General features: G+C 41.7%; 15 protein-coding genes. All 15 read right to left on the bottom strand.

All coding sequences use genetic code 11. The annotated features are described in order from the left end of the window. Positions 1 to 228 precede the first annotated feature (228 nt). On the bottom strand, positions 229 to 1,338 hold the full coding sequence (locus EO131_RS05455; protein WP_127019688.1) for a serine hydrolase domain-containing protein: 1,110 nt from the start codon (positions 1,336 to 1,338) through the stop codon (positions 229 to 231). 146 nt (positions 1,339 to 1,484) lie between these two features. After that, positions 1,485 to 1,859 carry a nuclear transport factor 2 family protein gene (locus EO131_RS05450; RefSeq protein ID WP_127019686.1) on the bottom strand — a complete coding sequence of 125 codons (375 nt, stop codon included), beginning with the start codon at positions 1,857 to 1,859 and terminating at the stop codon, positions 1,485 to 1,487. An 11-nt stretch (positions 1,860 to 1,870) separates the two neighbouring features. Beyond that, positions 1,871 to 2,620 (bottom strand): SDR family NAD(P)-dependent oxidoreductase, encoded by a 750-nt coding sequence (locus EO131_RS05445; protein ID WP_127019684.1) that lies wholly within the window; start codon positions 2,618 to 2,620, stop codon positions 1,871 to 1,873. A 115-nt stretch (positions 2,621 to 2,735) separates the two neighbouring features. Then, the gene (locus tag EO131_RS05440; protein WP_127019682.1) at positions 2,736 to 3,299 is read right to left on the bottom strand and encodes a Crp/Fnr family transcriptional regulator; all 564 of its coding nucleotides are present in this window, start codon (positions 3,297 to 3,299) and stop codon (positions 2,736 to 2,738) included. A gap of 349 nt (positions 3,300 to 3,648) precedes the next feature. After that, positions 3,649 to 4,455 (bottom strand): PhzF family phenazine biosynthesis protein, encoded by an 807-nt coding sequence (locus EO131_RS05435; protein WP_127019680.1) that lies wholly within the window; start codon positions 4,453 to 4,455, stop codon positions 3,649 to 3,651. A 122-nt stretch (positions 4,456 to 4,577) separates the two neighbouring features. Then, entirely contained in the window at positions 4,578 to 5,441 is an 864-nt protein-coding gene (locus EO131_RS05430) for an alpha/beta fold hydrolase (RefSeq protein WP_127019678.1), read from the bottom strand. A gap of 13 nt (positions 5,442 to 5,454) precedes the next feature. Then, on the bottom strand, positions 5,455 to 5,658 hold the full coding sequence (locus tag EO131_RS05425; RefSeq protein WP_127019676.1) for a tautomerase family protein: 204 nt from the start codon (positions 5,656 to 5,658) through the stop codon (positions 5,455 to 5,457). A gap of 176 nt (positions 5,659 to 5,834) precedes the next feature. Next, positions 5,835 to 6,236 (bottom strand): hypothetical protein, encoded by a 402-nt coding sequence (locus EO131_RS05420; RefSeq protein ID WP_127019674.1) that lies wholly within the window; start codon positions 6,234 to 6,236, stop codon positions 5,835 to 5,837. A gap of 24 nt (positions 6,237 to 6,260) precedes the next feature. Continuing rightward, positions 6,261 to 7,007 carry an SDR family NAD(P)-dependent oxidoreductase gene (locus EO131_RS05415; protein ID WP_127019671.1) on the bottom strand — a complete coding sequence of 249 codons (747 nt, stop codon included), beginning with the start codon at positions 7,005 to 7,007 and terminating at the stop codon, positions 6,261 to 6,263. A 91-nt stretch (positions 7,008 to 7,098) separates the two neighbouring features. After that, complete coding sequence (locus tag EO131_RS05410; RefSeq protein WP_127019662.1) at positions 7,099 to 8,187, bottom strand: NAD(P)H-dependent flavin oxidoreductase; 1,089 nt, start codon at positions 8,185 to 8,187, stop codon at positions 7,099 to 7,101. A gap of 46 nt (positions 8,188 to 8,233) precedes the next feature. Further along, positions 8,234 to 8,992, bottom strand: coding sequence for a type 1 glutamine amidotransferase domain-containing protein (locus EO131_RS05405; RefSeq protein ID WP_127019660.1), 759 nt, complete (start codon positions 8,990 to 8,992; stop codon positions 8,234 to 8,236). Between the two features lie 201 nt (positions 8,993 to 9,193). Next, complete coding sequence (locus EO131_RS05400; RefSeq protein WP_164731617.1) at positions 9,194 to 10,117, bottom strand: polysaccharide deacetylase family protein; 924 nt, start codon at positions 10,115 to 10,117, stop codon at positions 9,194 to 9,196. Next, the gene (locus EO131_RS05395) at positions 10,101 to 12,443 is read right to left on the bottom strand and encodes an outer membrane beta-barrel protein (protein WP_164731616.1); all 2,343 of its coding nucleotides are present in this window, start codon (positions 12,441 to 12,443) and stop codon (positions 10,101 to 10,103) included. The genes EO131_RS05400 and EO131_RS05395 overlap by 17 nt, the downstream gene beginning before the upstream one ends. Before the next feature lie 150 nt (positions 12,444 to 12,593). After that, positions 12,594 to 13,952 (bottom strand): M23/M56 family metallopeptidase, encoded by a 1,359-nt coding sequence (locus tag EO131_RS05390; protein ID WP_127019654.1) that lies wholly within the window; start codon positions 13,950 to 13,952, stop codon positions 12,594 to 12,596. Beyond that, positions 13,942 to 14,325: a BlaI/MecI/CopY family transcriptional regulator gene (locus EO131_RS05385; protein WP_127019652.1), complete on the bottom strand. Its 384-nt coding sequence runs from the start codon at positions 14,323 to 14,325 to the stop codon at positions 13,942 to 13,944. Before EO131_RS05385 ends, EO131_RS05390 begins: the two co-directional genes overlap by 11 nt. Positions 14,326 to 14,406: the final 81 nt, after the last annotated feature.

Raw genomic sequence — 14,406 nt, 5'->3', positions numbered from 1 at the left:
TACAGGCGAATTAAAAGGTTTGTTCGGATGAAGGGTAACCACGTTCTAAATGTTTCAAATCCTACAGTAAGTCCACCCAATTGGATAATCTTTACAGGAATTTTACATTTTAACAGAATGCCGTGGTGATCACTTGGTTTTGGCTGGCAAACGGTAATCCCTGCCATTGACAGTACCCTTGGCCCCAGAATATCCATTGAAGCTGATGGCTTAATCGATTCCGGGAAGTCAGTCGATCAGGATCAGTTTTGCTATTTGGGTTATGATCTCTTGTCTGAAATCTTCATTGTAATCACAGTTGGCCAGCAAAACTAGACCGATGTTTTCATTGGGAAACATGATAAGGAAACTTCTAAATCCCTTGTCGCCACCATAGTGCCCCACTGCAAGGCGTCCCAAAAAATCATAGCGTTGAAAGCCTAGACCTATATGTATTTGTTGGTCGAAGGAAGGTTCAAGCATCTTATGGTAAATGGAGTTGGATTTTTTTGGGCTGACGGTTTCAAGAAACCAAAGCATCCAACGACTCAGATCTTTGCTTGATGCGTTCAAGGTACTGCTCGGGGCATGCTCCCTGGTATAGGGATACACCTTTCTGACAAATGGTTTACCCGTGATTATTGATTTGGAATGGGGATAGGTTCTTAACGAGTCGGGAATCTTGTCATATCGAAAGTCACTATAGGACATCCCACTTGGATCCAGGATGTTTTCTTTAACATATTGCTCAAAATTGATTCCAGAGACTTTTTCCACAATATACCCAAGGAGATCGTAACCCAAATTGCTGTAATGGTATTCAGAATAAGGTTCTGAGCGGAGCTTAAGGTTTAATCCTTGCACGTACAGGGCTAAGCTTTCCTCTGAAGTATGATGGTTTTTCCATTGGTAATTTTTAATGTCAGGTAGTCCTGATGTATGGTTCAATAAGGTACCTATGGTTATATTCCTTATTTGTTCATCCTTGATCCTTAATCCCGGGACAATGTCTACAAGCTTGCTTTGCAAGGAGATTGCATTTTTTTCAACAAGCTGGGCAATTGCAGTTGCTGTGAAAAGCTTACTGATGGAAGCCGTGTGGAAAATGGAATTCTCGTTTACGCGAATGTTGCTATCGAGTTTGCCAACACCGTAACCTTTTGCGTATAGTAGGGAATCATTTTTGACCAGGCCAATGGACAGTCCCGGAATATGATATTTGTCCATCGTATGGACAATGATTGAATCAACTTTGTAATTCAGGGCGTGACCATTGGGAGAGGGGTCTTTTACTTGTCCGAAAGAAGCAAATACTTGAATAAAGAAATATAGCGGTAATGTTATGGTACGTAGTTTCATCAAACTTAACTATTTGGTAAAATTCTTTCGTTTACAAAAGTTTTTAATTGGTATAAGCTTTAAAAAATATATCCATTTCCAAAGTTGGAAATGGATATACTATCAAGGGAATTTAATTTAGATATGAACAACCATAAATCACAATACTATACATTACCCACATGTACAAAAAGTTTGTTCACAATTTTCCATTCCCCATCAATCTCTGTCAATGACAGAAAATCATAATAATTATAACCCAGCATGGGCACATGTAATTTGGCAATGGCCACGTGGCCCAATACTTCAATGGCCAAAATCTCCATTTTAAAGGTCTCTTTCAACTCACTTGGACTTTTTCTGTTTTTAACGCCCGCAAGGTAATCTTCCAAGGATTTCCGATAAGATTCCCCATTAATGTCACCAAACAGGACGCATTCTGCGTCAAAAGCCTTTTTGAGTTTGTCGATATCTCCAAAGAAGAGCCCATCAAAATATATTCTGATGGTCTCTTCTATCTTTCTTACACTTTTGTCGAACATAAAGCTATAAACTAACCTATGGCATGTCCAACAGAATGTCCACCACCCACATTCAAGGTATCTCCGGTAACAAAATCGGCGTAAGCCAGATAATATGCAGCGTGCGCAATTTCCTCTGGTTCGCCAATTCGGTTCAAAAGATGCAATCCTGCCAAGCTATCGGCATCCTCAACACCTATTTTTCCTTGAAGGGGGCTTCTAATGATACCGGGTGCAATGGTGTTCACACGAATGTTGTCCTTTCCAAATTCCGCGGCCAAGTGCCGGGTCAAGGTATGTATGGCAGCCTTACTTGCCAAAGGGGCGGAGCATGGGAAACCGGCTATGGCATGATCCACAAGTACAGTTCCGTTGTTGATGATTGTTCCTCCGTGTCCTTGTTTCAACATTTGTTTTATGGCTGCTTGGGAAGTAAAATAAGTGCCCTTAAAATTGATGTCCATGTACCTGTCAATATCCGATTCCTCCACTTCAAGGAACGGCTTTGGTGCAAAGACCCCCGCATTGTTGATCAACACATCCAATGTGCCAAAATTGGAAATCGCTTCTTGAACCAGTTTTTCTCCAACTTCTTTGTCACTCACATCACCAGGAACCATTACTGCATTTTCGGGAGCCCCGAATTCTTCGTAGGTGGCCCTTAATCTGGATTCGTTCGCTGAGTTCATCACAACATTGTTACCTTTCTCAATGAACAGTTGGGCAATGGCCTTGCCAATACCGGTCGAAGCACCGGTTATGATTACCGTTTTGTTTTTCATGTTATATCATTTTTAATTTGGGACAAAGTTCTTATCCAACCGATAAGATGAAAAGGAGGCAAATCACAAATTCGATGTGACCTCCATCACTTTGAAACGATAGAACAAAGGAGTATTAGCTATGTAGTCGACTGAGTGTTTCCCGAGAAACACCGAGATAGGAAGCAATGAGCCTTTTAGGGATACGTTGCAGGAGTTGAGGGTACTGTTCAAGAAACAGATCATAACGTTCCTTCACAGAATTTTTCAGAAGGGACAATATCCTATTTTGAAGTGCAATCCGGCCCAATTTGCTTTTTTTGGCCCAGAATCGTTCCATTTTATGCATCTTGGTGGTCAGTATTTCCCGATTTTCGTATGTGATATAGAGCAATTCACAATCTTCCAAACAATCTATTGAGGTTTTGGATTTGGTTTTTTTTACAAACGATTCATAATCGGTGATCCACCAATTTTCCAGACCAAATTGAAGGATATGCTCCTTTCCCGTTTCATCTAAAAAATAACTTTTTAAGCAACCTTTTATGACCCAGTATTCCTTGTCTACAAATTCCCCTTCTTGGACGATGTATTGGTGCTTACGTCTTTTGATATGCCCAAAATGGCTCAACACAAAGTCAAATTCCTCATCTGTGAGCGGAACAATCTCCTCGATATGTGTCCTCAATGGGTGTTTCATTATATATCAAAAAATTGAAATACAGCCTGCATACAAATATAGACAAGAGTTGGCCAAGTTGCGATTTCAAACCTTGATGATGATACCGGTTTGATTCTGCAGATGGGATCCCAAAAGTCGTAAGTATGGATTTGTCAATTCAAAATTAACAAGTCCAATTGCCCTCTCGCCCCTCAATTCAGTTTTATTGCAACTGTATAAAGAGTGCTCCTCATTCACGCTTAAGAATCAAAAAAGGGGGAAGGCTGCCATGTTGCCCAAAGTAGCATCGCTTTTGTACGCGTGGAGCTTTCTTGCCAAAGTTGGTTGTAGGCAATTGATATTTATATGTGTCCGGGAACAAGTCTTATCAAAGGAAAAATTCGCCTTTGAGGATAATTTTGGCCGTACTCTCGATAATGAGTCTGTGGCCATCAATGAGTTCCAATTTCATCTTTCCCGTTCTTTTGGAGCATTGAAAACAATTCAAGATTTTCTTTCCCAATCGTTCACTCCAATAGTTGGCCAGGAAAGTTTGAACGGCACCCGTTACCGGGTCTTCATTAGTACCGCTCCAGGGCCAAAAATAGCGGTATTCATAATCAAACCCTGCTGTCATTGATGGAGCGGTTACAAGGACCCCGTTGATGGAATCGTGCGATTGATATAAAGCAGTAAAATCCGGCTGTAATGCCCTGAGTTGACCAACATCTTCAATGTGGATCATCAGAATCTTCATTTCCCTGTTGTATCGTACGTTGATGGTATGATTCAATCCAAGGGAATTGAGCAGGGAATTTGATGCCTTTTCAGGTTCGGTCCCGTATACCGGAAATTCCATTTGGATCTGGTCACTGGCCCATTGGATGAACAAATCCACCTGGTCAATGTTTATCAAATGGAGATGGTCGGTTTGGGTGTTTTTTTCAAAAAGTACCTTTGCAGCCGCTAGGGTGGCATGGCCACATAATGGGATTTCCATTTTGGGAGAAAAAAAGCGTATCGCAAAATGGTCCGTCCTGTCCCTTTTATGTACGAATGCGGTTTCGGAAAATCCCAACTCCGCGGCAATCGAGAGCATATTCGAGTCACCCAACGGCCTTTCGACCAAACAAACACCTGCCGGATTTCCACTGAAGGCAAGGTCGGTAAAGGCATTTACAATATATATTTCCATTTTTTGAACATTACTTTGTGGACTAACGAGGGTCGCCACAAACCCTGATAAAGCCATACGGATACCCGTGACAATCCTACCTTTTCTGTGTGGCGAAGTTGCGGGCCAATGCGGTTACCGATTTATGCCACTGAATGCATGAAGTTACGAATGTCCACTATGATGCTCGACCCCTCTTCCTCCAGGGCGAAATGTCCTGTGTCATATATATGACACTCCACGTTCTTCACGTCTTTCTTGAAAGCTTGTGCACCCGATTCCGGGAAGAACATATCATTTTTGCCCCAAACCACCAACACCGGTGGCTGGTACTCCCTCAAATATTGCTGCCATTGGGGATAGGCAGTCAGGTTGTTTCGATAATCATAGAAAAGATCCAAATGCGCCCTATGGGCTTGGGGCCTGGATAACTTCAATAGATCCAGGTTCCAACAATCGGGGTTTACCAGTTCAGGATTCCGGGTACCATGGGTATAGATCCATTTCAACCCTTCAACACCAAAATAGGACAATAGAGCATTTTCAGTTTCTTCATTTTGGTTGGCCCAAAGTTCCCTGATTCCGGCCCATCCTTCTCCCAATCCTTCCTCGTAGGCATTGCCGTTCTGTGTAATAATGGCTTTGATCTTTTCAGGGTGGGCGGTAGCAATCCTAAAACCGATCGGGGCCCCGTAATCCTGCATCATAATGGAAAATTTGTCCAGGCCAAAACTTTCGATGAAGGCATCCGTGACCCTTGCCAAATTATCAAAGGAGTAGGTAAAAGTACTTGGATCGGGAAAATCACTCTCACCAAAGCCTGGATAATCCGGAGCGATCAAATAATAGGCATCCGCAAGTCCATCCAACACTTTTCTGTACATGTGGGATGAGGTCGGAAAACCATGTAAGAGTACAATGGCAGGATTGTTAGGGTTCCCTGCTTCCCGATAGGCGATTTTCATACCCGCTATGACCTTGCTTCTGTATGCTATTTGCTGAACCATTTTTCAAAACTTTTCAATTGTACTTATGCTTGATTTCAGAATATAGCTCTCCCTGTACTCCCCAATTGTCGATCGGTACTTCATCGATGACCACGTGGGTCGTTTCGGGTCTTTTGTTCAAAATGTCCACAAGTAACTGTGTTACCCCTTTGATTAATTCCTTTTTTTGGGTTATTGTCACGTTTTCGTCGGTAATCTTGATATTGACGTATGGCATGATTTTTAATTTTTAGATTTTACACAAAATTCCGTTTCTATATTTCACTGGGAAAGGAGATGGATCACAAAATAAATGTGATTTGCATCACACTTTTCCAGCTGAAATTTGTTTGGAAATGTTTCATAACGTGGTAATTGGTTTTTGCTGTAAAGAAGGAGATTTGTATTGTTCAACTATTGGTCTTTTTTGTTCATGACATCAGTAAGTAACACCCAAAGAACAAGAAGAAACGCAACTCCGAAACCTAAAATACCAATGTTAATGCCGATCAGGGTTTTCTCACTTCCATCCAAATATTTCATGGAACCACCATAGCTTTCTTTCAGTACAAAGGCCAAGAGAAATCCACCCATGACGATCAAACTTAAAAGGCAGCTGAAGCGGGTGTCATTTTTGACCCAAACAAGCCATAAACACAGTATTCCGATACTTGAATTGGTCAACAGTTGCCATACCTCATGTATTTTGGCATGGGGTGTCCAATCCGGATTAAAGACATGGGATGAGTTGATTTCCAAAATGGGAACAACCAGGGCAAAAAGTACAATACCGAAAGTGATCAGGATTTTTTTCATTTACCTTAAAGTTTTAACGGTTGGCTAATTCCTTCCGGCCATGACACCTCCATCCACATCCCATACGGCACCGGTAACCCATGAGGCTTGTTCGGACAATAAAAACAGAATGCAGTTTGCAATGTCTTCGGGGGAACCGTTTCTTCCAACGGGGTGAAAGCCATTGAAGTTTTCCAATGCCTTTTCCGCTTCGTCCTTTCCGCCAAACACGGCATAATATACCGGAGTTTTTACCACTGCTGGGGAAATGGCGTTCACCCTTATGCCGTGATCTGCCAATTCCATGGCCAAATGCTGGGTCAAAGAGTGCAATCCCGCTTTTTGCATGGAATACGCCGAAGAAGGGGTTGCCTTTACCGCTTGTTTAGCCCACATAGAACCGACATTTACGATTGAACCACCATTGTTGTCCTTCATTTTTGAAGCCACTGCTTGGGTCAGAAAAAAGAATCCTTTGTTCAGATTCAAATACGAGTTATAATCCTCCTTGGTGTGTTCCAGGAACGGTTTTGGGAAAAATATGCCCGAAGCATTCACCAAATAATCGATTTTGTCCAATGAACCTATCTTTTTTATCAGACCATCCAATTGATCACTGTTAGTGATATCAAATTGATGTTTAATAAGATTTGGATGATCTTGGACCTTATCAGTATTGCGGCCCACAATGTGGACTATGGCACCTTTTGAAAGTAATTGTTCACTTGTGGCCATTCCTATACCACTGGTTCCACCAACAACGATGGCCACTTTGTCCTTGAAGTTTTCCATTATCTTTTTCTATTGTTTGTTATTTTATGCTGTTTTTTTGAACTAAAAGTGGGTTTGAAATGACGGGAATTACCATGAGTTTTTGGATACCCTAAGCGATATCGGCCATTTCATTAAAAACACTTTCAGTTTCTATTTTTAGCGTGGTAAAAAGTTCTTTGGCGGTTTTGTTCTTGATCAGGGGAGCAGATTGGCCGCACCAAAATGAAATTAATTCCAGCTTATTTTGTTGAAGTGCAGCGTTGCGAAGTGGTCGCATGAATAATCCTTGAATGGGATAGGGTGCTATCCTCGATGCATCTTGCAATGTTTCTTGCGCCACTATACTATCCGTTCCCCTAGCCAGGCGACCCGTAAAAGATTTGGTCAGCACGGTTTTTTCCGCTTTTTGCGAAAACAATACATTTTTATGTGCATGGGAAGCATTTGATTCCTCACAGGCCAAAAATGCAGTTCCGATTTGCGCCCCTTTTGCACCAAGAACCAAGGCAGCAGCAATTCCTCTTCCATCTGCAATCCCTCCGGCGGCAATAACCGGGATTTTAACGGCATCCACCACCCGGGGTATCAACGAAAGACCACCGATCAAGTTGTTTTCAGGTTCATCTGCAAAAGCGACCCTGTGTCCTCCTGCCTCAAATCCCGTGGCCACTATGGCATCAACCTTGGCATCCTCCAGCAAAACTGCCTCTTCCACAGTGGTGGCCGTCCCCAAGCTTAAAATGCCACGCTTTTTACATTCCTTGAGCACGGATTCGTCAGGAACACCATATACGAAACTGAAAACAGGAGGTTTTGCTTTTAAAATCGCTTCCAACTGGCGACCATAAGAATGGTCTTCGGTCAAAACAGGTTTCTCTGGAACGGGGATATTCAATTCATCAAAGTAAGGTTTGAAAACTGCCTTTGTCTTTTCAAAATCTTGATTGGAAAAATCGTTATAACTATCGTTTTTAATCCAAAGATTAATGGAGTAGGTTCCTTTGCATTTTGACTTTAGCTGATTGTTCAAGGTTAAAATTTCATCATGGCTCAAATGGTGTGCCCCAAAAGAACCCATGCCCCCTAAATTGGTTACCGTGGCCGACAATGTTATGGATGAATACCCACCACCAAAGGGCCCTTGTATTATGGGGTAGTGGATTTTCAATGTACGGGTCAAATCATTTTTCCAATTCATTTGTGTCGAGTATTTGGTAGAAGATGCTTTTTAGATAGAAAGTTGATCAGCGTTTTGCTTCAACGACCATGTTGTAAAGTAGTGCTACGGCTTCCTCGGATGATTGGGGATTTTGACCCGTGATCAGATTCCCTTCCTTTACTACAAAGGAAGACCAGTCCGGACCCTTTTGGTAGATGCCCCCGTTATCCGTCAACATGTCTTCCACCAAGAAGGGAATAACCTTGGTAAGCTTAACGGCTTCTTCCTCCGAATTGCTGAAACCCGCCACTTTTTTTCCTTTAACAAGGGGATTCCCATTTTCATCCTTTACGTATTTTAGGGCACTTGGAGCGTGACAAATCAACGCCATGGGCTTTTTACTCTTATTGAAAGATTCCAAAAGGGCGATGGAGTGCCTGTCATTGGCCAGGTCCCAGAGTGGACCGTGTCCACCCGGGTAAAATACAGCATCATATTGTTCTTCTTTCACAGATGATAGTTTCAAGGTGTTTTTTATCTTGTTTTGAGTTTCATTGTCTTTGAAATAACGTTTGGTAGATTCTGTTTGGAAGGATGGATCGTTACTTTTTGGGTCAATTGGCGCTTGGCCTCCTTTTGGGGTAGCTATCGTAATATCAACCCCTTTGTCTTTAAGGAAGTAGTAGGGAGTGGCAAATTCTTCTATCCAAAAACCTGTTTTCTTGCCCGTTGTACCAAGTTCGTCATGTGAAGTAAGGACCATCAATACTTTTATGTTCTCTTGTGCAGGAACCTTGGCCATACAGAAAACCAATAATGCCAGAACGGTAGTCAAATTTTTCATGTGTGCTATACTTTTTGTTTAAAAAATATAGACACAAAGATTGGAGGAAGTTGTTGGAATGGGAAGGACGCAAGTCACGTTTTAAAAGTGATTTGGGTCACATAAATTGGGATAATACCAAGATTAAAACTACTTTTTTTACAAAAAGGTGGGGCGGAAACCGCGGAAATTTAGCTGGCGCCAAATGCCCGTACTCCAGTTTTATAAACCCAGCTTGTCCATTTTTTCTTTTTCATATGTGGAATCTTCAGCCGGATAGCGAAGCAACCGATCATATTTCCCTGAATCTTTAGCCAAAGCATAAATTAAACTCTCACCCGCATAATTGGGTTTGCTGGAATATATGGGGTCCGTAAAGGCTTCTTTTGTGGAAATAACCATCCAACCTTTTTGTTTGAACATATCAATCAAATCATCGATGAAAAGGGCCGACAATAAATTATGGTGCAACAAGAGATTGTGTTTGATGTGCCTCCCGTTGATTTGATAGGAAAGATTTTCATAAAACTGGGCGCGTTCCCAAATGTGGGCTAGATAGAAATCCCTGTATGGGGCTAGATCCGTGTTGCTGTCTTGTTTTAATTTTTGGATAAGGCGACTATCAATATACCAGTCAGATGCATCAATGGTTACGTAGCCGATGCCATAACAAAGGGAATCCAAAAATTGACGCATGGCCGTAACTTTTTCTGGCGAGTTTCCTTCTTTCAAATAGGGAAACCGGAACAGTTTTTTATAGTTGATATACGAGTTGATCAAGGAATCGGTACGCAGGATTTCCTGTTTGAACCCGGTAATGGTCATCTTGGGGTCGTTGTAGTTGGGATGGTTCCAGGTATGGTTGGCAATTAAGTGTCCGTTATTGTCCCAGGTCTTCAATAAATACTGTCCTCTATCCGTGTCTTTTCGATTGCCGGCAACAAAAAGGGCGGCGGTTATATTTGCCTTGTCCAATTTTTGTAACAACATCCCGTTCCAATCCTCGAACTTATGGCCCGGCCTATGGGCCAGGGAACCATCGTCAAATGTAAAACTGATGGTTGGCCGCGTTTGTGCATATATCAGTTCAGGGGTAATACTGAAAATGAAAATTAGAAAGAGAAGGGGTTTAATCCAATTTGTCATATTGCTGTCCTTTTTTTCCTTTGTATTTCTTTTGATTGAACAAATAGCTGAAGGCCACATTCAATTGTGGGGTTCTGATCTGCGTGATCAATGATTGCTGAAAATCTTTACCCTTCGTCGTGATGTTGAATTTCCAGGTATTGAAAACATCCTTCGCATTTATGGTGAGCAATCCTTTGTTGTTGAACATTTTCTTACTTAGGGCAGCATCCATTCTATATACGGCTTTTCGTTTAAATTGCCCACGTTCATTACCTCCCCTAAAACGATGTTGTAACTGCAATTTTAAGGATTCCGAAATATCGAAATTAAAATGGAGTCTTCCTATTGAAGCAATCCCCTTACTATTGAAGTTTTTGTCTTGATATTGCCCTACCTGTTCAAAATAGGATGCCGAAAATGCCGTGTACAGATTGAACCAAGTCAATGGTTTGTGCGAAGCGCTCAACTCCAGTCCCAAGGTTTTACTTTTTCCAATGTTTACCTTGGTGCTCCTATATACTTCGTGGGGTTCTCTGTCTATGTCAATGGTCACTTTTTCAATAAAATAATCCTGGATATCATCCGAATGTCGGTAAAAAAGAGTCGGTGTAACAGAAAATGAATCACTAAAGTTGCCATTGTACCCCAATTCCGAAACAATGGCATAGGTTGGATTCACCGTTGGATTGCCCACTCGTATATTCCGCGAATCATCAAAAGATGAAAAGGGTATTAAGGTATTTTGACTGGGACGACTTATTCTTCGGGAAATCGATAATCTCACACTGTGCCTATCGTTAAAACCAAAATCCAAATACCCAGATGGAAACAGGTCGGTATAACTGATTTTTTCGTTGGAATCACTGGTGGCGACGACAATATTGGTGGTTTCCGAACGCAGTCCCAATTGAAAGGAAAGTTTGTCGAAACGTTTTGCGTACTGGGAGTAGAAAGCCAATATGTTTTCTTCATAAACCGTATTGTCCGTAAACTCAGGAATGATAAACATGCGATCCATGTCCTTTCGGGAAACTTCAAAATCATTTTCAATTTTTATATTTCCGTTGCGCATCCCCATTTCCAATTGAGAAGTTTTGGAGAATGGATGGATCCAATCCAGGGAAAATATATGTCTTCTTTCCTCAACATTATTAAGAACACGGTCTTTGTTCAGAATGGATGCATCGGGAAAGATGATGCTGTCCAAAATGGTAGAGCTACCCTTCTCGTTGGACAACTGTTCACTAAGACCAAAATCGATTACTGAACCCTTGTTGTTCAGCTGAAGTTCATAATTCCCTCGTATTTGAACAAAGTTATTCCGATATGCCTCTGCACCATTTCGGGTTGAAATTGCGGTAATGGCTCCATTGGACAAATCGGTATATTGAATGTCGTTGCGATTGTCCAATTCTGCAATGCGGTATGTGAGGTCCACCGTAAAGGTGTGCTTTTCATTCAAGCGCCATTTTCCGCCTAGGTTGTTCAATACATAAAACTGCTCCAAAATACGCTCGGAAGTTTGTTCGAAGTCCGGTGCGGATGCCACAAAATTATCAACTTCAAGCTCGCTCCATGCCCTGGGCTCCGAGTAACCGAAACCACCATTGTAGTACCAACTTGTTTTTTCGCCACCTTGATTCAGATTGACATTCAACCCCGAATTGATACGGATTCCGGAGAAAACCTCGGCACTTCCGGTAAATTGTTTCTTTTTCCCTTTTTTTAGCACCACATTAATGATGCCTCCTGTGCCATTTGCATTATACCTGGAAGAAGGGTTGGTGATCACTTCAATCCTATCTATCGAGCCGGTCGGGATTGTGCGTAAAAATGCCGCGGTACTTGTAAGTCCGCTCACATGGCCATCAATGAGTATCTGAACATTTCCATCGCCCCGTATACTCACGGCCCCATCCACCTCCACTTGCACCGAGGGAAGGTTCTGCATCACATCTACCAAGCTCCCCCCACTTACTTGCAAGTCTTTTGCAACATTATAGACCTTTTTGTCCAGTGCAATTCGTTGAAGACCATCAGCTTTCACGATCACTTCATCCAGGGCAATATCGGTTGAAATGACTATGGGGCCAAGATCGGTATTTGCGGCTGTCTGTGTCAAATCGACCTCTTTTGCATAGGATTTAAGGCCAACTACGGAAACTTCCATGTTATACAACCCCTTATTCAAATATATTTTGAACTTGCCATCTTCGCCTCCCAAAACTCCTACAATGGTACTATCAGCGGTTTTGGTCTTGAAAATTACACTGGCATATGGCACCGATATGCCCTGTGTATCCAATATGTGCCCGGTTACTTCAATTTGCTGGCCCCATAGCATTGAGGATGTCAGTAAAAATAGGAGATGAATCAAAAAGGGGAGGGGAGATTGTCTTTCCATTTTGGGCAAAGGAATTCCTGGCGGCACAAAAACCGCTTAAGAAGGTTACTACTATTTTTGGGAAACTTAACTTATGGTAGCCCCGTCAACTTACTTTTTAAAGAAATCAGAGGGATCCAGATGTTGTTGGTTTTTCCGCACCTCATAATGCAAATGGTAACCAGAAGAGAGGCCGGTTGTGCCAACATACCCAATTACATCTCCTTTTTTGATAGAAAAATTGGCTTCAGTCGCAAAACCATCGAGATGGGCATACCAAGTTTGAAAACCATCTGCATGATTGATGATGACCAAATTTCCCCAATTTCCATCAAGTTCTGCTTTGGCTATGGTACCGTCGGCTGTGGCCAGAACAGGAGTGCCCTTCGGCGCTCTGATGTCAACACCTTGGTGTACTATAATTTTACTGGTTTTCGGTTGCCTTACCTGTTGCCCAAAAACACCCGTAATAGTATTGGGATCATATTTTTGCAAAGGAAATATGGAAGGCGGCTCAACTTGGATCATTTCTGTTCCGCTTTGGACATTCGGCAGTTGTGGTGGAGCGGCATCAGGAACATTAAAGCCAAGGATAATGGCAACTACGCCAAATAGTAGGAAGGCATAAGCCAATGAATAATGCTTTTTCGATTGGTTCTTTGTAATCATGTCGATTCGTTTTTTGATTATTAAATTGTTGAAATAACTCAAGGAATGATATTCTTTTGCTCGGTTGATGTTATCTAGGATCAGACCAAGGTAATCGGACTTTTTTATCTCCATTTTAAGCACATGTGCATCAGCTTGGTATTCGTGTAAGGCCTTAAGGGTCTTGCGATACGTAGCTGCTATGGGATTGAACCAAAACATTGCCGTATAGAGTTGGGTGAACACAAGATCAAGGGTATGCCGGTGCTTGATGTGGGCCACCTCATGCTGTAACACCATATGGTTTATATTTTCAATTTCACTTTCTGGAACAAAAATCCAATGGAAATAAGAAAAGGTTGATGATAAATTGGTCAATAACAACTCATGACCATTATAACGGTGCTTCTTTGCCTTATGCTTTATTCCCAATATTTGTTTTGTTGCTACAAGCGACCGTACCAACACGAATACAACCCCGGCTAGATAAATTGAAAGCAACAATTGAACAAAATCAAGGTGGTGCAGCCATGACCCGGCTTCCGAAATTTCATGGTTTGTTACAATTTCAAAAAATGGGGCCCCTTCTGGTTCCAACATCAATTGGGGCAATGGTGAGACCAAGGATTGGGTATTGATTTGTTGGATCAGTCCGGTGATATCGATAAGAGGAAGCAGTAGGGACAACAGAGGTAGGGACAAAAGAATGGCCCTATTGACCTTATGGAAAGTAAGCCCACTCACAAAGATTCGGTACATACCGAATAATAGCGTAAAAACCACAGAAGACTGTAGTAGATATAATAGAAAATTACTGGCCATCCTTTTTCAGTTTGTCTATTTTCTGTTCCAACAATGACTTGATTTCTTCCAACTGGCTCAAGTCAAGATCTTCATTCTCGGTGAAAAAGTTGACGAATTTCACCTTAGATCCGTTAAAGAAATTGGTGACCACCGTGTTCAATTGCCCCTTAAAATAACGTTCCTTTGAAAACACCGGGGCATATTGCCTTATTTTACCAAAACTTTCATATTTCAGAAAACCTTTCTTCACCAAAACCCGCACCACTGTTGAGATTGTGGTATAGGCAGGGCGCGGTTCGGGAAATTGTTCCACAATATCTTTTAGGAAAGCTTTTTCCAGCTTCCACATGTATTGCATAACCTGTTCTTCAGCTTTTGTCAGTTCGTTCATGAGGTAAATATAATTCAAATTTTTAAATACGACTATAAATATAGTAATATAACTATAAATATAGTAATATATCGATTTTCA

Source organism: Flagellimonas beolgyonensis (assembly GCF_003992615.1).
GTDB lineage: Bacteria > Bacteroidota > Bacteroidia > Flavobacteriales > Flavobacteriaceae > Flagellimonas > Flagellimonas beolgyonensis.
This window is presented reverse-complemented; position numbering and strand designations above follow the sequence as displayed.

Excerpts from the sequence above, each read along its gene's own strand:
- EO131_RS05455 (WP_127019688.1), bottom strand. The coding sequence starts at position 1,338 with ATGAAACTACGTACCATAACATTACCGCTATATTTCTTTATTCAAGTA.
- EO131_RS05450 (WP_127019686.1), bottom strand. The coding sequence starts at position 1,859 with ATGTTCGACAAAAGTGTAAGAAAGATAGAAGAGACCATCAGAATATAT.
- EO131_RS05445 (WP_127019684.1), bottom strand. The coding sequence starts at position 2,620 with ATGAAAAACAAAACGGTAATCATAACCGGTGCTTCGACCGGTATTGGC.
- EO131_RS05440 (WP_127019682.1), bottom strand. The coding sequence starts at position 3,299 with ATGAAACACCCATTGAGGACACATATCGAGGAGATTGTTCCGCTCACA.
- EO131_RS05435 (WP_127019680.1), bottom strand. The coding sequence starts at position 4,455 with ATGGAAATATATATTGTAAATGCCTTTACCGACCTTGCCTTCAGTGGA.
- EO131_RS05430 (WP_127019678.1), bottom strand. The coding sequence starts at position 5,441 with ATGGTTCAGCAAATAGCATACAGAAGCAAGGTCATAGCGGGTATGAAA.
- EO131_RS05425 (WP_127019676.1), bottom strand. The coding sequence starts at position 5,658 with ATGCCATACGTCAATATCAAGATTACCGACGAAAACGTGACAATAACC.
- EO131_RS05420 (WP_127019674.1), bottom strand. The coding sequence starts at position 6,236 with ATGAAAAAAATCCTGATCACTTTCGGTATTGTACTTTTTGCCCTGGTT.
- EO131_RS05415 (WP_127019671.1), bottom strand. The coding sequence starts at position 7,007 with ATGGAAAACTTCAAGGACAAAGTGGCCATCGTTGTTGGTGGAACCAGT.
- EO131_RS05410 (WP_127019662.1), bottom strand. The coding sequence starts at position 8,187 with ATGAATTGGAAAAATGATTTGACCCGTACATTGAAAATCCACTACCCC.
- EO131_RS05405 (WP_127019660.1), bottom strand. The coding sequence starts at position 8,992 with ATGAAAAATTTGACTACCGTTCTGGCATTATTGGTTTTCTGTATGGCC.
- EO131_RS05400 (WP_164731617.1), bottom strand. The coding sequence starts at position 10,117 with ATGACAAATTGGATTAAACCCCTTCTCTTTCTAATTTTCATTTTCAGT.
- EO131_RS05395 (WP_164731616.1), bottom strand. The coding sequence starts at position 12,443 with ATGCTATGGGGCCAGCAAATTGAAGTAACCGGGCACATATTGGATACA.
- EO131_RS05390 (WP_127019654.1), bottom strand. The coding sequence starts at position 13,952 with ATGGCCAGTAATTTTCTATTATATCTACTACAGTCTTCTGTGGTTTTT.
- EO131_RS05385 (WP_127019652.1), bottom strand. The coding sequence starts at position 14,325 with ATGAACGAACTGACAAAAGCTGAAGAACAGGTTATGCAATACATGTGG.